The following is a 21,330-nucleotide window of genomic DNA, read 5'->3' as shown; positions in this document are numbered from 1 at the left end:
AAAAGATACTAAAATGACGTCACTGTGTAATTATGTTAAATTTATTTATGGGAGGCCTAAATGCAACAATATATTAATCAATTAAATGATGAATTAAAATATATAAAATCTACCTATAATAAAGTTAAAAAATCACAGTGCAATTATGATTTTGACCGTTATGTAAAGCCTTATGCCACGCAAATAGATTCTCTTCTTACACAGTTTTCCTATTATAAAGATGACATCGTAACATTACCTTATTTAAATGAATATAAATGGCAGATATTTTTACAAATGGTGAAAGAATTATCAGTTGAATGTCATTATTATAGAACAAGTCGCAAACTTTTTAATGAGAAATTTAAAAATGTGACTTATGTTTTAAATTACATGGCATCACAACTTGAAATTGGGGAATAATATGGTAAAAACAATTTATATAACTGGTTATAAATCATTTGAGTTGAATATTTTTAAAGATGACGCTCCGGAAGTTTATTATTTAAAACAATTTATACGTCATAAATTAATAAATTATCTTGATGAAGGACTAGAATGGGTGTTAATTCAAGGTCAAATGGGTATAGAACTGTGGACAGCTCAAGTTGTTATTGAGTTGAAAGCACAATATCCCGAACTAAAATTAGCGATTATCACACCATTTGAAGGTCATACGCAACGCTGGAATGAGCAAAATCAATTAGTCTATAACCAACTGGTAGCCAAAGCAGATTATGTGGATAGTATTTATCATAGTCAATATAAGGGGGCTTTTCAGTTTAAACAGGCTGACCGCTTTATGCTGGAACATTCTGATTTGACGCTACTTATTTATGATGAAGAGCAAGAGGGGAGTCCCAAGTTTTTTAAAGCGATGTTAGTTGATTTTATGTCTAAAACAAACTATACTTGTGATATTGTGACGTTTGATGAATTACAAGATTTCATTAATGATTTACAGTGGGCTGAAGATTAAAGTTTTGAAAAATGAGGTGGATAAAATGGCAGATGTATCTTTAAAGCTATCAGCTAAAGATATTTATGAGAAAGATTTCGAAAAAACTATGGCACGTGGCTACAGAAGAGAAGAAGTAGACGCTTTTCTGGATGACATTATTACTGACTATCAAAAGATGGCAGATATGAACAGTGAAGTTGTAAAATTATCAGAAGAAAATAACAAATTAAAAAAAGAACTGGAAGAATTAAGATTACGTGTAGCAACATCTAGACCCCAAGACAACAAATCTTTCGCTTCTGGCAGTGCCAACTCTAACAACAATAACGTCGATATTTTAAAAAGAATTTCAAATCTTGAAAAAGCTGTATTTGGTAAATAAAGACATTTACGTTTGTTACTAAGAAATATAATATGGTATAATCGCAAAAGTGATATTTTGGGTAATCGCTATAGCAATATAGAGGAAAGTCCATGCTCACACAATCTGAGATGATTGTAGTGTTCGTGCTTGATGAAATAATAAATCAAGGCATTAATTTGACGGCAATGAAATAACCTAAGTCATCAGATAAGGTTAAATTAATTTGAAAGTGCCACAGTGACGTAGCTTTTATAGAAATATAAAAGGTGGAACGCGGTAAACCCCTCGAGTGAGCAATCCAAATTAGGTAGGAGCACTTGTTTAGCGGAATTCAACGTATAAACGAGACACATTTCATCTGAAATAAGATGATAGGTAGACAGATGATTACCACCCGCGTACCAGTGCAGCTAGTACACATTATGAGTACAACGGAACAGAACATGGCTTACAGAAATATCATTTACTAGTTTAGCTCTCCCTTTGTGCGGAGAGCTTTTTTCATGTAATTTCATTACTAAACTATTCAGAACTATGATTATTCGTTAAAATAGACTTTGAAATCACTTAATTAAAGGAGATTAAACATGTTTCAATTATTAGCTGTTTGTCCAATGGGATTAGAAGCAGTGGTCGCAAAAGAAATTCAAGACCTAGGCTATGAAACTCAGGTAGAAAACGGGCGTATATTCTTTGAAGGCGATGAATCTGCCATAGTAAAATGCAATCTTTGGTTACGTACCGCTGATCGAGTAAAAATTGTAGTTGGTCGTTTTAATGCGACAACTTTCGAACAATTATTTGAACAAACAAAATCATTACCATGGGAAACTATTATTGATAAAGATGGCAGCTTTCCAGTCCAAGGAAAAAGCGTTAAATCAACACTCTACAGCGTACCTGATTGCCAAGCTATAACTAAAAAAGCGATTGTTGAACGCTTAAAATATGCTTATCAAGAATCTGGATGGCTAAATGAAACAGGTGCAAAATTCCCTGTGGAAGTATCGATTTTAAAAGATAATGTGTTATTAACGATAGATACCTCTGGTTCTGGGCTAAATAAACGGGGTTATCGTTTAGCTCAAGGTGAAGCACCTATAAAAGAAACTTTAGCTGCAAGTTTGATAAAATTAGCAAATTGGACAGGACAAACACCATTAATCGATCCTTTTTGTGGTTCAGGAACAATAGCTATTGAAGCATGTCTTATAGCACAAAATATTGCGCCAGGGTTTAATAGGGAATTTGTATCTGAAGCATGGCATATTATTCCAGAAGATCTTTATGAAAAACTGCGTAACGAAGCCGACCAACAAGCAGATTATGATAAAGAAGTCGAAGTCTATGCCTATGATATCGATCCAGATATGATTGAAATTGCTAAACGTAACGCTGCAGAGGTAGGATTAAGTGATATCATTCAATTTGAAGTTAAAGATGTGAATACACTAACTATTCATCGTGAAGAACCAATGGCATTAATAGGCAATCCACCATATGGTGAACGTATCGGCGATAGAGAAGAGGTCGAAACAATGTATCGTTACATTGGTAAATTGATGGCACAGCATCCCTTCTTATCAACTTACATTTTAACGAGCAATAAAGAATTTGAGTTTTTAGCTAATCGTAAAGCGACAAAACGTCGTAAATTATTTAACGGTTATATCGAATGTAATTATTATCAATATTGGGGTAAAAAACCGCAATATTAATCTGCAATAACAAATTTAGTCACAAATAATTCATTCGCACTCTTATCATTACTATTGTAAAGTAAGGATAACTGAGTTTTTAGTTAACATATACAGAAGAATTACATCATAGTTAGGAGAGATAAATATGAAGACTGTTTTAATTATCGGTGCCAATGGTAAAGTTTCCATTGAAGCTACTAAAATATTTTTGGAAAATACAACTTATAATGTAGATTTATTTTTAAGAAATGCGCATCGTATACCCGACTATAGATCAAATCGCATCACGGTATATGAAGGTGACGCTAAAAATGAACAAGATATCGTTAAAGCACTGGATAAAGTAGATGTTGTCTTTGCTAGTCTATCAGGCTCTATGGACGCTGAAGCAACAGCTATTGTAAATGCAATGGCACAAAAAAATGTTTCTCGCCTTATCTTTATCGCTGCTCCAGGAATTTATGATGAATTACCAGATAAATTCAATCAATTTAATAAAGAACAATTTGGTAATAAATTGTTAAAATACCGTAAAGCAGCTGATATTATCGAAGCTTCAAATTTAGACTATACAATTATTCGTCCAGCCTGGTTTACATTTAAAAATGAAACCGATTATGAAGTGACCCAAAAAGGAGAGCAATTTAAAGGTACAGAAGTATCAAGAAAAAGTGTTGCTAATTTAGCAGTTAAAATAGCAAAAAATCCATCGCTGCACTCCAAAGAAAATATTGGCGTAAACAAGCCAAATACTGATGGAGACAAACCAGCATGGATGTAGTAATCCAAGTCACTATGTCGAAAAATAATTAAATTAAAGCTGTACAGCCACATCAACTTTTAAAAAAACTCAATAAAATTTTCAAGAACGTAAAGTGTTTTATTAAGCGCTTTGCGTTCTTAATCGTTGTTGTGAAAAACATTGAAATCATTTTTGACTGTAATTCTTTTTGTTTATATTCATTTTCCAGCCATTTTCACTTTATTAATGCACGTATTTATTTGTAAAATAAAGCTATGTACTGTGACAAAGGGGAAGCGCTTATGATAAATCAAAGTCAATTAGACCATTTATATAAACTAAAAAAAGAAATAGAAAAATCTAACAACAAACAATTAATTAACACAATTAACCAAGTTATTAAAAAAGTATATTTAAATCAATTTACCATTTCATTTGTCGGTCATTTTTCAGCCGGTAAATCTACACTTATCAATTTACTATTAGAACAAGATATACTACCAAGTTCTCCTGTTCCAACAACAAGTAATACAGCCATTGTGTCTGTTGCAGAAGAAGAGGGGATTATTGCTAATATTACCGGTCAGCAATATACCAGACTTAAGACGTATGATGAAGTCAAACAGATGAATAGGTTAAATGTAGATGTCGAATCAATAGAAATTGCAATTAACTCAACAAAATTCAAACCAGGATTTACATTGCAAGATACACCTGGTGTAGATTCAAATATATCAACACATTTATCTTCAACCGAACAATATATGTATACAAGCAATCTTATCGTTTATACAGTCGACTACAATCATGTGCAATCAGCTTTGAATTTCAAATTTTTAAAACGTATGAACGAAGCAGGATTGCCCGTAGTATTTGTTATTAATCAAATTGATAAACACCAGGAAGAAGAACTAAGCTTCGATACATTTAAGAAAAAGGTAGCACAATCCATTAAAGAATGGGATATCAATGTAGAGCAAATTTACTATGTCTCTAAATTTGAACATCCACATAATCAATTAAAAGACCTGTCACGTGACTTAGTAACTATGGATGAACATAGAGAATCCATCAATCAATACGTCGAGCGAACATTAGATTTTATCGCGCATTCACAACTGTCATGTATTCAAAGTGAGCTTCAAAATATTTTAGAAACTTTGGATATTGAGGAACAAGATTTTCAAGAAGCATATTTACGTTTTCAACAAAATCAAGCTGTAAGCGAAGAAGCAAAGATGTTAAATAATCCACAAGAATTATTGCGTTTTCTTAAAATGAAACGGAAAGACATACTTGAAAATGCATATATCATGACACACGATATGCGTGAACAAATACGATTTTATCTAGAAAGTATGTCAAAAGATTTTAAAGTGCACGGTTTTCTAAATAAGAAGAAAAAGAAGGAAGCGGAACAACAACGTCGCCTTAAACTTGTAATCGATATGTTACAAGACAAAGTCAATCAGCAAATTCGTCAACCTATGCGAGAAGATATGTCCTTTTTAACACGCTTCATCAATAATAGTACAGTAACTTCAAACATATTAAATCAACATTATCACATCGATGAAGCCTTGGTATCATCTTTATACCAACCTCAAACAGCAATTAGTAATACCTATGTACTTACATTTTCTGATGATACATTAAAGGCCATTCGTAAATTTGTAGAACAAGAATCTGAACCATTATTTGAGCAGGCATCTAAGTATGCTCAAGCTAACGATTTATCTGATGATGCAGACAATGATTTAACGATTTATGAACGGTTTATTGAATTAAAACAGTTAAAAGAGTCTCTCACAACAAAGAATTATCGTCATTATTATATACATTTGGATGATTCTTTAGATAAACTCATCGGACGCACCGAAACAAATTATATGTTATCAGAAACTACAGATTCACATGAACACGCTCATATGGAAACAGTTAAGCATAAAGAAAAAACACAACATGCCGATATAGCTGAAGGCTTAAACATCATAAAAGATATACCACTTTTTAAACAAACAAAAATGGATATTCAAGACACTTTAAAACGCATGAACCAAAACATAGTAAAAATAGCAGTATTTGGCACATTTAGTGCAGGAAAAAGCAGTTTAATTAATGCTTTACTTGGAGATACATATTTAGTTAGTTCTCCTAATCCTACAACTGCAGCCACTACCGAATTGTCATATGGTGAACAAAGTTATATCACGTTAAAAACAAATGACCAATTAGTAGCCGAATTAAACGATATACTGAAGTATCATCACTTATCATTTGATAGCCTTGAAGCACTGTTAAAAAGTGATTTAAATCAAATCAAACAAAAATTACCTAAAAATCAACTTGCATTTATCAATGCTATTGAAAAACATGCTTCATTGTATCAAACTATGCTCACTCAAGGTACAAAACATAATATTGAACAAGCAGAAATTAAAAAATGGAGTTCTGAAGATGCGTATGCCGCTTTCGTAAAAACTGTACACTTAAAACTGCCAATCGAATGGTTACAGGATAAAATTATTGTTGATTCATTAGGTTTACATTCAAATAACCAACGTCATACTAATGAAACTGAACAAATTTTAACTTCGGCAGATTTAATTCTCTATGTTAGCTACTTTAATCACTCATTTACAGATAATGATAAGGCCTTTATAGAACACATGAAGGCAATGAATCAATTAAATGATCATCAATCGTTTAAAATGATAGTAAATGCAATTGACTTAGCAGAATCAAAAAATGACATTGATAGTGTAAAAGAATATGTTTTTAATGCTTTAAATCAGGTGGGTTTAAAGTCTGAAATTTATACAGTATCAAGTCGCATCGGCCTTAAAAGAAATGATGAAGGCATCATTAACTTAAGAGATAGTATTGATTATTTTGCAAAAGTAGAAGCAAAGTCTATTTTAGAAACACAAATGATACATCAATTAGCACAAATTAAACAGGCCTATGCAGAATTAATTGATGATTATTATAACAACGAAGCACAACTAAGAACTCGAAATAATAAATTACAACAATATCAGCAAGAAACACATGTTGCTACACAACTCATAACAACATCAAGTCAATTATCTATTAATGAAATTGATGACCAAATTTATTATTTAAATGATAGATTAAAATTGCAATTATTAGACGACGTTAAAAGTGTTTTTAATAGTCAATTGACTCAGCATCCTGACTTCTCAAAACAAAAGTCAGACGCCACAAAAGACTATTTAACTAAAATTCACCAACGTTTTTACTTAGAACAAACACTTATTACTGAACGAATTAAAAAACATTTCCAACAAGATATAGAACGTCAACTATCTCCAGTATTAAAAAAATTAGAACAAGTTCATATTTTCATTCAACCTGAACTAAATATTAATATTGAAATTAGCAATACACCGATACTTACTATTGAATTAGAAGATATGTTAAAGGTATTACCTAAAAATCTAACAAAACGTAATATTTTAAATCATAATATTCAAAGAAAAATACAACAAAATATTGCACAGCAAACCTTACATTTAATACAAAATGGTTTAAACGACTTACGTCACAAGCTCCAAAAAGTCATAAAGGACATGGAAGATCAATACGAACATGTATTTTTAGACTTAGAAAACGAAGTACAGACACAAATTCAAACACTTTTATCATTTAAACTGGACAATCAACTTATCACATCTATAGAACATGCAGCGCGTCAATTAGATCATATTTTACAAGGGAAAGAAGGCCGCACTTATGACGAATAGAGTATTACTAGTAGATGGTATGGCATTATTATTTAGACATTTTTACGCAACAAGCTTACACAATCAATTTATGTATAATTCGAAAGGTATACCTACAAATGGCGTTCAAGGTTTTGTAAGACACATTTTTTCAGCTATTCATGATATAGCACCAAGTCATGTTGCAGTTTGCTGGGATATGGGACAAGAAACATTTAGAAATCAAATGTATGCTTCATATAAGCAAAACCGTCCTGCACCACCAAATGAACTCATTCCACAATTTGATTATGTCAAAGAAATCGCAACTCAGTTTGGTTTTGTAAATATTGGTGTTGTCAATTATGAAGCTGATGATGTTATAGGTAGCTTAGCCCAAACTTATTCAGATCAAAATGAGGTATTTATTATTACTGGGGACAAAGATATATTGCAATGTATCAATCCTAATGTAGAAGTTTGGTTAACCAAAAAAGGCTTTAATATATATAATCGTTACACACTTGAACGTTTTCTTGAAGATTATGGAATTACACCAAAGCAATTCATTGATGTTAAAGCTTTCATGGGAGATACAGCAGACGGCTATCCCGGAGTTAAAGGTATAGGTGAAAAAACGGCACTTAAGTTAATAAAAGAACATCAAAGTGTCGAAGGTGTCCTTAGTAATATTAGTAAGCTAACCCAAGGCCAACAAACAAAGATTAATAGTCATATTGATGACTTAAAACTTTCTAAACAACTTGCTGAAATATATACCAACGTACCACTAGATACAGAGTCATTATTTGATAAAATGACATACGCCAATACGTTACAAAATATATTGTCAATTTGTAATGAACATGAACTATTTGTCTCAGGTAAATATCTTGCGACTAACTTTAGTTAAGTAACATAATTTAAAAGTAAAAAACAAAAGTTGTAAAATCACACACATATATATTGTATATGGCATGACGCTTGAGGAAGTAATGCTAGTTAGAGCCGAGACTGAGACAACACCCTAGGAAAGCGAAACCATAAAATACGAAGCATTACAAATAAAGAACCGTTTGGGACATCATTATGTTTAGACTATGAACTGTATAAAGTGGCAGTGTTGACTGGCTTGAAAATACGCTTATACCAAGCTTTTTTCAAGTCTAGTTAACCTTGCAGATACGGTAATACGAATTCAAAATGAATGATGTTAATGACTCTTATTTATAGACAATGGGAGACGCACATAATTAATTATAAACAACTCTAATAAATCAATCTTTTTTAATTTTAACCATATTATGAACAAGGGTTGACATTATTAAAAAGGTGATGTAATATACTGAAATATAAGAATTATCAGATAATTTGAAGAATAAGTAGTTTTACGTTACGTAACAATAAGAAAGCTAATGGGTGATGTAAATTAGCACGGCGTGTTAAATGAATTGGGTCTTCAAAGTTTAAAATATGACTATATTAATGAGTGAGCAATGTATATTGTTAATTAAGGTGGCACCACGGTAACGCGTCCTTATGTGTTTAGCGTTAACGTGTTTTTTTACGCTTTAATTACTGAAATTAGTAGTTGTTTATACGGTAGTTTTAGAAAGTTAGTGGTTGATGAAAACTAACACCTTGAATGATGAAATTGGGTTCAGTAAATTTTATCAATATTATATTTTAAAGTGAACAATATCTAACCGATATTGTTAATCAAGGTGGTACCGCGCAACAGCGTCCTTTTGTATAGAGGATGCTGTTTTTTTATGGAAGGAGCTTAAAATGAAAATTTATTACAAAGTTTTGAAGGCAACGATGACGCCAGAAGCACTTGCACAATTAAGTACGAAAAAGATTATTTTAGAAAGTGCTAATCAAACTCAGGTCAAAGGTCGCTACTCAATTGTTGCTTTAGATTATTACGGCACAATAACACTATATGATGATTTTTTAGAAATTAAGACGCAGCAACAATCAGAAACGATAACAACTCATTTTTATGATTATTTTAAAAATTATATAAATCAATTTAATGAGTCCATATCGCATTCTGACTTGCAGGACTTACCCTTTATTTCAGGATTTATTGGTTCATGTAGTTTTGATTTAGCACGCCATGAATTTCCAATTTTGAAAAAAACACCACTCAAGTTAAACAATGAACATGATGCAAGATTTTTCATGATTGAAGATGTATATGTATTTGATCATTATAAAGATGATTTGTATGTTATTGCGACCAATCAATTTTCATTAGCATCACAAGAACAATTAGAAGCACGTGTTGAGAATAATATAAAAAGACTCTACAATATTCAACCGCTTCATCAAACTATTGATTTTCAACATCATAAAGTTATAACAAGCAATATTGATAAAACATCGTTTTTAAATATGATTAGCCAATATAAACAAAAAATTCAATCTGGAGATATGTTTCAAGTTGTCCCATCACGCATCTACAGTTATCAACATCACTTTGGCAATCAGTTACATCAATTAACATTTCAATTGTATCAAAATTTGAAAAGACAAAATCCAAGTCCTTACATGTACTATATTAATATGGATGAGCCTATTATCATAGGTAGTTCTCCTGAAAGCTTTGTCAAAGTTCATAAAGATAAAGTTTACACTAATCCTATAGCTGGAACAATTCAACGTGGTACAACACCAGATGAAGATTTAGCTCATGCACAACAACTACTCAATGATTCTAAAGAGCGCAGCGAGCACAGTATGCTTGTTGACTTAGGTAGAAATGATATCAATAGAATAGCGCTACCAGGTTCAACCAGCATATTAAAACTTATGGAAATTGAAAAATACGAGCATGTGATGCATATCGTTAGTGAAGTACGAGGCAATGTCGATAAATCATTATCACCGATGACTATAATTGCAAGTTTATTGCCAACTGGCACTGTATCAGGCGCACCAAAATTACGTGCTATTCAACGGATTTATGAAAGCCACCCATATAAACGTGGCATCTATAGTGGGGGCATTGGCTACATAAATTGTAATCAAGATTTAGATTTTGCACTTGCTATACGTACAATGCTAATAGATGACAAAGAAGTTCATGTTGAAGCAGGTTGCGGTGTTGTTTATGATTCGATTCCTGAAAAAGAATTACGAGAAACGCAATTAAAAGCAAAAAGTTTATTGGAGGTCACACCATGATATTAATTATCGATAACTATGATTCATTTACCTATAACTTAGTTGACATAGTGTCAAAACATCAAAATGTCATCGTAAAATATCCTGACGATCCAGATGCATTAACATATCAAGAAACGGTATCTGGTGTTATTATTTCCCCTGGTCCAGGCCATCCTTTAGATAACAATTATCTGTTACAAATAATAGAAACATACAAAAATTTACCAATATTAGGCGTTTGTTTAGGCGCACAAGCGTTGACTTGTTATTACGGTGGTCGAGTAATCCAATCTGACACTGTCATGCATGGTAAAGTCGATATTATGCACCAAACTTATTCATCATTATTGTATAAAGGGTGTCCTTCGTCATTTAATATCATGCGTTACCATTCACTTATTTCAGATGCCAATCATTTTCCTAAAAATTTAATCATTACAGGAAAAACGGAAGATTCTATTCAATCATATGAGCACAATAAACGTCCGCATTATGGCATACAATATCATCCAGAATCATTCGCCACCGATTATGGAGAACAAATTATTACTAATTTCTTAAACATCACACAGAAAGGCTGACAACAATATGAAATCAACAGAATCACTAACTAACCATCACCCATTTTCTCAAGCAGATGCTAACAACTTGATTAAAATACTCATTGATCCCAAAGTGGAAAACCATGACAAAGTTGAGTTGTTACAAACATTTACAGACAGAGAACTACAACAGAAAGAATTAACACATCTGGTTCGCAGCTTAATTCAAACGATGTACCCTGTCCAACCATCCTACCCAGGTGCAATGTGTGTCTGTGGCACTGGCGGAGATAAATCAAATAGTTTTAATATTTCTACAACCGTTGCATTTATTGTTGCAGCAGCAGGCGTGCCAATTATTAAACATGGAAACAAAAGTATAACATCACATTCTGGCAGCACTGATTTACTACAACAACTTAATATTCAAACAACCAAAGTTGAAGACGTAAGTCAACGCTTAGATAATAAAGGTTTAGCCTTTGTAAGTGCACCTGAAGCATATCCTGTAATGAAATATATTCAACCAGTAAGAAAAATGATTGGTAAACCGACATTTTTTAATTTAATAGGTCCTATTATTAATCCTTTTGCACTGACTTATCAAGTTATGGGGGTCTTTGATCCAAACCAATTGGACTCAATCATCCATACTTTAAAAGATTTAGGACGACGTAGAGCAATTGTCTTACATGGTGCGCACGGCATGGATGAAGCCACATTATCAGGTAATAATTTAATTTATGAACTAGATGAAAATGGTAACGTAAACCACTACACATTAAATGCACAAGACTTAGGATTTTCATATGCACCTGATAGCGAACTTAAAGGAGGTAGCCCAGAAGAAAATAGACGTATTACCTTAGATATTTTAAACGGAAAAGACAGATCATCAAAAAGAGATGTTGTCGTCCTTAATGCAGCAATTGCACTTTATGTCGCTGAAAAAGTACATAGCATTCAAGCTGGAATATCAATAGCTGAGTATTTAATAGACAATGGACTTGCTATGAAACAATGCTTAATTGTAGAAGGGAATGCGTAATGATGACTATTTTAACTGAAATTGTTGATTATAAAAAAAGACTATTAGCTAATGGTTACTATGACAACAAACTAAAATCATTAAAAGATTTAACGCCAATAAATAAGCCTACATTTAAATCTACACTTAGCAAAAGTAAACATTTATCTATCATTGCTGAAATTAAAACGAAAAGTCCTTCAGTTCCAAAATTCAATGTAAAAGATTTAGTTAAACAAGTTCAAGAATATGAGGCTAATGGCGCAGCTGCAATTTCTATATTAACGGATGAACATTATTTCGATGGAAGTTTTGAACGTCTACAAAACTTATACAGCCATACAACACTTCCTATACTTTGTAAAGATTTTATTATTGATACGATACAAATCGATGTTGCAAAGAAAGCTGGGGCCTCAATGATATTACTAATCGTTCATTGTTTAACAGATAGTAAACTAAAACAACTTTACAAATATGCACATAAACTAGGTTTGGAAGTACTGGTTGAGGTCCACAGCATTAAAGAATTACAACGTGCGCATCAACTTAATGCATCATTAATCGGAATTAATAATAGGGATTTAACAACTTTTAACACTCATGTAGAACATACCAATCAAATATTACGTCAAAAACATTCTGGCAGATTCTACATTTCTGAAAGTGGTATCCATTCGAGAGAAGACGTGCTATCAATAGTACAGACAGGAATATCTGGTATACTCATTGGCGGTGCTTTAATGAATTGCACAAATATCTCTGAATTCTTGCCAAGTCTTATGTTAGAAAAGGTAAATTTATGAAATTAAAATTTTGCGGTTTCCAAACAAAACAAGATATTTTAAATGCACAACAACTCAACATCGATGCACTAGGAATGGTTTATTATGATAAAAGTAAGCGTCATATTCAAGCTGATACAATCGCTTATTTATCACAGCTAATTCCCAAAGCAATTGAATGTGTATTAGTCGTCGTTAATCCATCATGGGACAATTTGCAATATATACTTCAATATGCGCAGATTAATTGCGTACAGTTTCATGGAACTGAAAATATTAAACTTATCTCTAAAACTAAACAGAATTTCAAGAATATTAAAATAATTAAAGCTTTACCTGCTAACTCACAACTACTTAAACAAATTAAATATTATCGAGAGGTTGCAGATAGTTTTATTATTGATACTCCATCTGCTTCATATGGTGGCACAGGACAGTCATATGATTGGCAGATTTTAAAGTCTTTACCTACAGATATAAATTATTTAATAGCTGGTGGGCTTACGTTGAACAAAATAAAATATATTGAAACCTTAAATTTGAGCCATGCTGGATACGATATTTCTAGCGGTATAGAAACAGACAATCATAAAGATTTAAATAAAATGAAAGCAATCATTCAACATGTTAAAGGAGCGATTTATCATGTATAACAATATTCAAACAGAAGCAGATCAATTAGGTTTTTTTGGCGAATACGGTGGACAATTTGTACCAGAAACATTAATGCCAGCAGTATTAGAATTAAAACAAGCTTATAATAAAGCAAAAAAAGATCCTCAATTTCAACAAGAGCTAAATGATTATTTAACTGAATACGTAGGTCGAGCCACACCATTAACCTTTGCACAATCTTACACACAACGTTTAGGCGGCGCAAAGATATATTTAAAACGTGAAGATTTAAATCACACTGGTGCTCATAAAATAAATAATGCGCTTGGACAAGCTTTACTGGCAAAACGTATGGGCAAACGTAAATTGGTAGCGGAAACTGGTGCAGGACAACATGGTGTAGCAAGTGCAACCGTTGCAGCATTATTCGATATGGAACTAATTGTATTTATGGGGAAAGAAGATATCCAACGTCAACAACTAAACGTGTTTCGTATGGAACTCTTAGGCGCAAAGGTAGTCTCAGTTGAAGATGGTCAAGGGACATTATCAGACGCCGTTAATAAAGCATTACAATACTGGGTTAGTCATGTTGATGATACACATTATTTACTCGGTTCAGCACTAGGACCTGATCCATTTCCTACGATAGTAAGAGATTTTCAAAGTGTTATCGGAAATGAAATTAAAACACAAATATTAGAAAAAGAAGGCCGCTTGCCTAATGCCGTTGTTGCTTGTGTTGGAGGTGGCTCTAACGCGATAGGAACATTTTATCCTTTTATAAAAGATGAAGTCCAATTATATGGTGTTGAAGCTGCTGGGGAAGGTGCAAATACAAACAAACATGCACTTGCTATAGGCAAAGGTAAACCAGGTGTACTACATGGCGCAAAAATGTATCTTATTCAAGATAGACACGGTCAAATAGAACTTGCACATTCTATTTCAGCTGGCTTAGATTATCCCGGCATTGGTCCAGAACATTCATACTATAACGATATTGGTAGAGTCCATTATACGAATGCAACTGACACAGAAGCAATGGAAGTACTCATACGTTTTACTAAAGATGAAGGCATTATCCCTGCCATAGAAAGCGCGCATGCTTTAAGTTATGTTGAAAAATTAGCGCCACAAATGGATAAGGATCAGTTGCTTGTGGTGACGATTTCTGGTCGTGGTGATAAAGACATGGAAACTATAAGACAATACATTCAACAAAGAGGTGATAGCCATGCACAATAAATTATTTATTCCATATGTAATGGGAGATAAAGATTTCATTCAACATGTCAAATTATTAAGTGAACATGGCGCTGATTACATTGAGATTGGTGTACCATTTTCAGATCCTGTTGCCGATGGACCAATCATTATGAAGGCAGCCAACCAAGCTATTAAAGATAATGTAACTATTGATACTATATTTGAACAACTTAAACAGAACCAACATCAAATTAAAGCAAACTATATCCTTATGACTTATTATAATATTGTCATGACTTACGGTATAGAAGCATTCTTTAAATCATGCGAAGAAGCAGGGGTATATGGTTTAATTATTCCAGATTTACCATTTGAACTCACTGAGAAATTAAAAGAACAAGTGACTAACTATTCAGTTAAAATAATTTCATTAGTAGCTATGACAGCCCCTGAAGAACGTATAAGAGAAATTGCCACACATGCAGAAGGTTTTATTTATACAGTAACTATGAACGCTGTAACAGGTCAAAATGAATCATTTCATCCTGAATTAAAGCAAAAATTAGCGCTATTAAAGTCTATTACGCAAATTCCTGTTGTCTGTGGATTTGGTATACGTACACCTGAACAAGTTAGCGAAATCATTCAATATGCAGACGGTGTTGTCATTGGAAGTGAAATTGTAAAACGCTTAAAATCTCAGTCTCAAGAGGACATTATCACTTACATCAACTCAATTCGCCAAAGATTAAGCAGTCAATTTGATTAACCCTAACTCCGTTTTATATTACCTTACTGAGATAATTATACTCAATCATTAGCATGCATAAATAAATGCAAAGCTTACAAAATTCAAAGTCAATACCACTCGAAGCGGACGAATTGGGGCCAGAAAAATTAGCCAGTAAATGAGTTTTTTGTTAATTCATTTACTGGCTAATTTATTGACATTATTTCATCTTATTTAATAGACTTCACTAAACTAAATGAAGGAGGTACCGAGTGTATAAAAATATATGCTAACAATAGAAATTGACGTTTTAATACATTCAAATAGTACCTCTTAAGGAACCAAACCAGAAGAAAAGATTTTGACGTTCAAATTTTAATAAAAGATTTTCTTTATATATACGTTACATTAATATCCAAAATTGATCTTAAAGCATCTGTTTTAAAATATTTCATCTTATTCAATCAAATACGAATTATTGAGCATTCATTATAATCATAATATAACTAAAATAGATATACTCAATATCATTGTTAATATTTTAGTTTTACCAGTATCTATTGTATACTTAATTCAATTAGCATATGGTGTTACAATTGAATATATCAGTAATTTTAGAGATTTTGATGTTCATTGACTACATTTAAATACTAGAAATTAATCAAATAATAATTAGGAGTTATATGAATGAAGTTTACAAATTTAACAGCAAATGAATTCGGTGATTTCACAGATCAAATGCCATATAGTCATTTTACTCAAATGACAGGTAACTATAATTTAAAAGTTGCCGAAAAAACAGAAACACATTTAGTTGGTGTTAAAAATAATAATAACGAAGTAATTGCAGCATGTTTATTGACAGCTGTACCAGTCATGAAGTTTTTTAAATACTTTTACAGCAATAGAGGCCCAGTTATAGATTATGCTAACCAAGAACTTGTACATTTTTTCTTTAATGAGCTAACTAAATATTTAAAAAAGTATAACTGTCTCTATGTCCGCATAGATCCATACTTACCTTATCAATATAGAGACCATGACGGTAATATAACGGCAAATGCTGGCAATGATTGGTTTTTCAATAAAATGGAACAACTCGGATACCATCATGATGGCTTTACAACAGGATTTGATCCAATATTACAAATCAGATTCCATTCTATTCTTAATTTAAAGGATAAGACAGCTAAAGATGTTTTAAATAATATGGATAGTTTACGTAAAAGAAATACAAAAAAAGTTCAAAAAAATGGAGTCAAAGTAAAGTTCCTTACTGAAGAAGAACTACCTATCTTTCGTTCATTTATGGAGCAGACGTCAGAATCTAAAGAATTCTCTGATAGAGACGACCAATTTTATTACAATCGGTTTAAGTACTATAAAGATAGGGTGCTTGTGCCTCTAGCATATTTAAAATTTGATGAATATATAGAAGAACTAACGAATGAACGACAAACTTTAGAAAAAGATTTAGGCAAAGCACTTAAAGACATTGAGAAACGACCAGATAACAAAAAAGCTTATAATAAACGAGACAACCTACAACAACAACTCGATGCCAATCAACAAAAGTTAAATGAGGCTAATCAGTTACAAGCGGAACACGGTAATGAGTTACCTATCTCTGCCGGTTTCTTTATTATTAATCCGTTTGAAGTTGTATACTACGCTGGAGGTACCGCTAATAAATATCGTCATTTTGCAGGTAGTTACGCGGTTCAGTGGACTATGATTAACTATGCTATCGAACACGGCATAGACAGATATAATTTCTACGGCATTAGTGGAAACTTCTCAGATGATGCTGAAGACGCAGGTGTCATTCGCTTTAAAAAAGGTTATGGTGCAGAAGTGATTGAATACGTTGGTGATTTTGTAAAACCTATAAATAAACCTATGTATAAACTTTATTCAGTGTTAAAACGAATTCAAAATAAGCTATAGAGGAGAATGGATTAATTATGAAATTTACAGAGTTAACAATTAAAGAATATGAAAACTTTGTACAAAATCCATCATTAGAAAGTCATTACTTCCAAGTAAAGGAAAATATCGTAACAAGGGAAAATGATGGTTTTCAAGTGGTATTATTAGGAATAAAAGATGAAAATAATAAAGTTCTTGCTGCTAGTCTTTTCTCAAAAATACCAACAATGGGTAGCTATGTCTATTATTCTAATCGTGGCCCTGTCATGGATTATACCGATCTTGGATTAGTTGATTTCTATCTAAAAGAACTAGACAAATACCTACATCATCATCAATGTCTATATGTCAAATTAGATCCGTATTGGATTTATCAAATCTATGATAAAGATGTTAACCCGCTTGAAAATCATGACAAAAACGATGCAATGATTAATTTATTAAAGTCTCACGGCTATGAACATCATGGATTCACTACAAAATATGATTCCTTTAGTCAAGTGCGGTGGATGGGGGTTTTATATTTAAAAAACGAAACACCTCAATCACTAAAAAAACAATTCGATAGTCAACGTAAACGCAATATAAATAAAGCGATAAACTTTGGAGTTAAGGTAAAATTCCTTGGTAGAGACGACTTTGATCAGTTCCTTGACCTCTATCGTGAAACTGAAGAACGCACTGGTTTTGTTTCTAAAACAGATGATTATTTCTACAATTTCATCGATACATATGGTGATAAAGCTTTAGTACCATTAGCATATATAGATTTAGACGAATATATTTCATCATTACAAGATGCTATTAATGATAAAGAAGCTCGACGTGACCAAATGATGACTAAAGAAAATAAAAGCGATAAGCAACTAAATAAGATTGCAGAATTAGACAAACAAATAGATCACGATAAAAAAGAACTTTTAAATTCTAGCGAACTACGTCAAACTGATGGTGCCGTACTAAATTTAGCTGCTGGCGTATACTTTGCTAATGCTTATGAGTTAAATTATTTTTCTGGAGGTTCTTCAGCAAAATACAATCATTTTATGGGTCCATATATGATGCATTGGTATATGATGAACTATTGCTTTGAACATGGCTATGATCGGTATAACTTCTATGGAGTATCCGGTGATTTTACTAAAGATAGTGAAGATTACGGTGTTTATCGCTTTAAACGAGGCTTCAATGTTCATATTGAGGAATTAATAGGGGATTTTTATAAACCAATTAATAAAGTTAAATATTGGCTATTCACAACATTAGATCGTATACGTAAGAAAATCAAAAAGTAACTAGATATTAAGAAGAAAAGCATTAAGGTAAACAACCACAATGCTTTTCTTTTTTGTATCAAGTGATAGAGACTTGATACAAGATGTAGGCAGAGTAATCTGAGATGTAGTTTCGTGTTGCGTCCTACAATTTAATATTAGCATATATTTTCACTATTACAACTATACTCTACAATAATTTTTAATTGCATTTTTACTAATACTATACATTTTATTATTATACATATAAATGAAATACGTACAGATTCATATTAAATGCGCTAAAATAGTGTTAAAAGCTTAGAATAAACCTGTTTATTTGCAAGTAAAGTTAATATTAGTTATAAAGTACATCAATAAATTCAACTTGTCTGTCATAATCATTCATTCACCACAGCAAACAATTCGTATGACTTGAACACATACATATAGCAGATAAAACTTAATAAACTATAACTAACTGCTCACTATTTATAAATGCTCACCCCTATTTCGTTTTTTTATTTTAGTTTACATAATATATATTATAGGAAGTTATATATTTACTATCTTCTAACCTTTTTCAAGTATGCTATACTTTATTTTATATCTTAACTAAGGAGCTTCTACTATGAATTTTGTTTTCGACATAGATGGCACGCTTTGCTTCGACGGTCAACATATTGACAATAGAATCATTAGTCGTCTAAAGCAATTGCAATCTTACGGCCACCAAGTGATTTTTGCATCAGCACGACCTATACGTGACTTATTGCCAGTGATACCTGATTTTCAAAATAATACGTTGATTGGCGGCAATGGTTCTATTATTTCAACTGATAATAAAATTAAAGTCATAGATTATATTAATCAAGATGATTTTGAACTCATAAAGGAATTAATAGTAAATTATAACTTGAGTTATATTGTCGATGATGCCTGGGATTATGCAGCAAATGTAAACGCCAATAATACGATTTATACTCGTTTAGATCCTCACAAATTGGCTGAGTTACGTCAACTTGATGAAATAACACATCCTATAAAGGTAATCTTTCTTAATATTAAATCACATCATTTTTCAGAAATTGCTCAGCACTTAATGCAACATCAAACTACTTTAGAACTCATCAACCATTCAAATGAATCTAATATTGATATTACAGCGCATGGCATCAATAAATACAAAACATTACAATCAATATTAAAAAATGATGCACCCTATATTGCATTTGGTAATGATCACAATGATATTGGACTATTGCAACATGCTACTAATGGTGTACTTGTATCTAATAATACATTTTATATAGATGATTTAAATAATCAACCTCATATTTCAGTTATAAATGCTGATATTAATGCAATTTGCAATCAAATCGACAAATATATTGCAACAAATTAAAAATTTAATTGAAAATGATTATCAATATCATTTATAATGACAACTAGGAGGTTTTATTTATGAAAAAAATTATACAAGTATGTACGATATTTATAATATTGCTATTATTAGCAGCGTGTCAGAATGATGATAATTCAAGTAACCACGATGGTAAAACGATTAGCGTCAAGAATACATATGAATTTAAAGATAAAAACAATACTCATGATAAAGGAGAAATGAAAACAGAAAAAGTTGAGGTCCCAGTTAATCCTAAACGTGTTGCCGTATTAGATTACGGTGCTTTAGATATCATGCAACAGCTTAACGTTCAAAATCGTATTGTAGCTATTGCTAAAGGTCAAGGTGACGCTTTCCTCCCTTCTTCCCTCTCTGAATTTAAAAATGACAAATACATGAATTTAGGAAATCCTGGACGTCCGAATTTCGATCAGTTAGCCAAAGCGAAACCCGATATTATATTTGCTTCCTTTAGACAAGCACATACCAAAACATTAGATGAAATGAAAAAAGCTGCCCCAAATGCTAAAATTTTATTTGTCAGTCCAGATAATGACGATTATATTAAATCTATTAAAGCACATACAACATTAATGGGAAAAATTTTCGATAAGAAAAAAGCTGCAGAAAAGTTAAACAATAAACTTTCGACTCAAGTTGCTGAAACAAAAAAAGCAGTTAAAGATGAACGTGTGCTATTCTTAGCTGTTGATGATAAAGGAATGAAAGCATTTGCTTCAAGTGGTCGTTATGGGGGCTTCCTTAATCATGATCTTGGCATCAAACATGCTGATAAACAAATGAAAGTTAATTCTGCTGGTAATCTTATTAGCAATGAATACTTAACAAAAATTAACCCTGACAAAATTTTTGTTATTAATCGTACTAAAAAAGGTAATGACAAACAATTGCCAGATGAGTTAAAAAATGATGTTGTGAAAAATGTCAAAGCCATTAAAAATGGTCAAGTTTATCAGTTTGAATCTAACGCTTGGTATTTTGGTGAAGGTGGAAACAAACTAACGATAGATCAATTAGCTAAAATTAAACAAGCATTTAAATAAGCCTACAACAAAAACCGACTGAGACGTAAATGCCTCTGACAAGTTGAAGCAGGCCATTTCTATTGAAAATTCATAGAAATGGCCTGCTTCATTATTATAAAAAGAAAACCATACGCTATGCGTATG

General features: G+C 32.0%; 18 protein-coding genes and 1 other RNA gene. All 19 read left to right on the top strand.

Annotation, left to right across the window (positions count from 1 at the left end; translation table 11 throughout):
- The first annotated feature begins 60 nt into the window (after positions 1-60).
- The 19 genes from HMPREF3267_RS03015 (at position 61) to HMPREF3267_RS02925 (ending at position 21,204) form a co-directional block, all read left to right on the top strand.
- Positions 61-402 carry a DUF1798 family protein gene (locus tag HMPREF3267_RS03015; RefSeq protein ID WP_002478186.1) on the top strand — a complete coding sequence of 114 codons (342 nt, stop codon included), beginning with the start codon at positions 61-63 and terminating at the stop codon, positions 400-402.
- 1 nt (position 403) lies between these two features.
- Positions 404-958, top strand: coding sequence for an SLOG family protein (locus HMPREF3267_RS03010; protein ID WP_002459102.1), 555 nt, complete (start codon positions 404-406; stop codon positions 956-958).
- Between the two features lie 25 nt (positions 959-983).
- Entirely contained in the window at positions 984-1,322 is a 339-nt protein-coding gene (gpsB, locus tag HMPREF3267_RS03005; RefSeq protein ID WP_002478187.1) for a cell division regulator GpsB, read from the top strand.
- A gap of 53 nt (positions 1,323-1,375) precedes the next feature.
- An RNA gene (gene rnpB, locus HMPREF3267_RS03000) (RNase P RNA component class B) lies at positions 1,376-1,760 on the top strand.
- Positions 1,761-1,891: 131 nt separating this feature from the next.
- Positions 1,892-3,022: a THUMP domain-containing class I SAM-dependent RNA methyltransferase gene (locus HMPREF3267_RS02995; RefSeq protein WP_002478188.1), complete on the top strand. Its 1,131-nt coding sequence runs from the start codon at positions 1,892-1,894 to the stop codon at positions 3,020-3,022.
- 127 nt (positions 3,023-3,149) lie between these two features.
- A complete protein-coding gene (locus HMPREF3267_RS02990) occupies positions 3,150-3,785 on the top strand; it encodes an SDR family oxidoreductase (RefSeq protein WP_002459105.1) in 636 nt (211 codons plus the stop codon).
- Between the two features lie 263 nt (positions 3,786-4,048).
- Positions 4,049-7,513: a dynamin family protein gene (locus HMPREF3267_RS02985; RefSeq protein ID WP_062077645.1), complete on the top strand. Its 3,465-nt coding sequence runs from the start codon at positions 4,049-4,051 to the stop codon at positions 7,511-7,513.
- Positions 7,503-8,384: a 5'-3' exonuclease gene (locus HMPREF3267_RS02980; protein WP_002459107.1), complete on the top strand. Its 882-nt coding sequence runs from the start codon at positions 7,503-7,505 to the stop codon at positions 8,382-8,384. The genes HMPREF3267_RS02985 and HMPREF3267_RS02980 overlap by 11 nt, the downstream gene beginning before the upstream one ends.
- An 875-nt stretch (positions 8,385-9,259) precedes the next feature.
- On the top strand, positions 9,260-10,663 hold the full coding sequence (locus HMPREF3267_RS02975; RefSeq protein WP_002459108.1) for an anthranilate synthase component I: 1,404 nt from the start codon (positions 9,260-9,262) through the stop codon (positions 10,661-10,663).
- Positions 10,660-11,226 (top strand): anthranilate synthase component II, encoded by a 567-nt coding sequence (locus HMPREF3267_RS02970; protein WP_002491878.1) that lies wholly within the window; start codon positions 10,660-10,662, stop codon positions 11,224-11,226. Before HMPREF3267_RS02975 ends, HMPREF3267_RS02970 begins: the two co-directional genes overlap by 4 nt.
- 7 nt (positions 11,227-11,233) lie before the next feature.
- The gene (trpD, locus tag HMPREF3267_RS02965; RefSeq protein ID WP_002478193.1) at positions 11,234-12,235 is read left to right on the top strand and encodes an anthranilate phosphoribosyltransferase; all 1,002 of its coding nucleotides are present in this window, start codon (positions 11,234-11,236) and stop codon (positions 12,233-12,235) included.
- Positions 12,236-12,237: 2 nt separating this feature from the next.
- Entirely contained in the window at positions 12,238-13,020 is a 783-nt protein-coding gene (gene trpC / locus HMPREF3267_RS02960; protein ID WP_037540405.1) for an indole-3-glycerol phosphate synthase TrpC, read from the top strand.
- A complete protein-coding gene (locus tag HMPREF3267_RS02955; protein WP_002491882.1) occupies positions 13,017-13,652 on the top strand; it encodes a phosphoribosylanthranilate isomerase in 636 nt (211 codons plus the stop codon). Before trpC ends, HMPREF3267_RS02955 begins: the two co-directional genes overlap by 4 nt.
- Positions 13,645-14,862 carry a tryptophan synthase subunit beta gene (gene trpB / locus HMPREF3267_RS02950; protein WP_070823839.1) on the top strand — a complete coding sequence of 406 codons (1,218 nt, stop codon included), beginning with the start codon at positions 13,645-13,647 and terminating at the stop codon, positions 14,860-14,862. The genes HMPREF3267_RS02955 and trpB overlap by 8 nt, the downstream gene beginning before the upstream one ends.
- Positions 14,852-15,592, top strand: coding sequence for a tryptophan synthase subunit alpha (gene trpA / locus HMPREF3267_RS02945; RefSeq protein ID WP_002459114.1), 741 nt, complete (start codon positions 14,852-14,854; stop codon positions 15,590-15,592). Before trpB ends, trpA begins: the two co-directional genes overlap by 11 nt.
- A gap of 648 nt (positions 15,593-16,240) precedes the next feature.
- A complete protein-coding gene (locus HMPREF3267_RS02940) occupies positions 16,241-17,500 on the top strand; it encodes an aminoacyltransferase (RefSeq protein ID WP_002478197.1) in 1,260 nt (419 codons plus the stop codon).
- Positions 17,501-17,517: 17 nt separating this feature from the next.
- Positions 17,518-18,777 carry an aminoacyltransferase gene (locus HMPREF3267_RS02935; RefSeq protein ID WP_037544507.1) on the top strand — a complete coding sequence of 420 codons (1,260 nt, stop codon included), beginning with the start codon at positions 17,518-17,520 and terminating at the stop codon, positions 18,775-18,777.
- Positions 18,778-19,366: 589 nt separating this feature from the next.
- Positions 19,367-20,140, top strand: a complete 774-nt coding sequence (locus HMPREF3267_RS02930) for an HAD-IIB family hydrolase (RefSeq protein WP_002459118.1) — start codon at positions 19,367-19,369, stop codon at positions 20,138-20,140.
- Between the two features lie 59 nt (positions 20,141-20,199).
- A complete protein-coding gene (locus tag HMPREF3267_RS02925; RefSeq protein ID WP_062077639.1) occupies positions 20,200-21,204 on the top strand; it encodes a siderophore ABC transporter substrate-binding protein in 1,005 nt (334 codons plus the stop codon).
- The last annotated feature ends 126 nt before the right edge of the window (positions 21,205-21,330 follow it).

Source organism: Staphylococcus sp. HMSC62D11, from assembly GCF_001839145.1.
Classification (GTDB): domain Bacteria; phylum Bacillota; class Bacilli; order Staphylococcales; family Staphylococcaceae; genus Staphylococcus; species Staphylococcus lugdunensis.
This window is presented reverse-complemented; position numbering and strand designations above follow the sequence as displayed.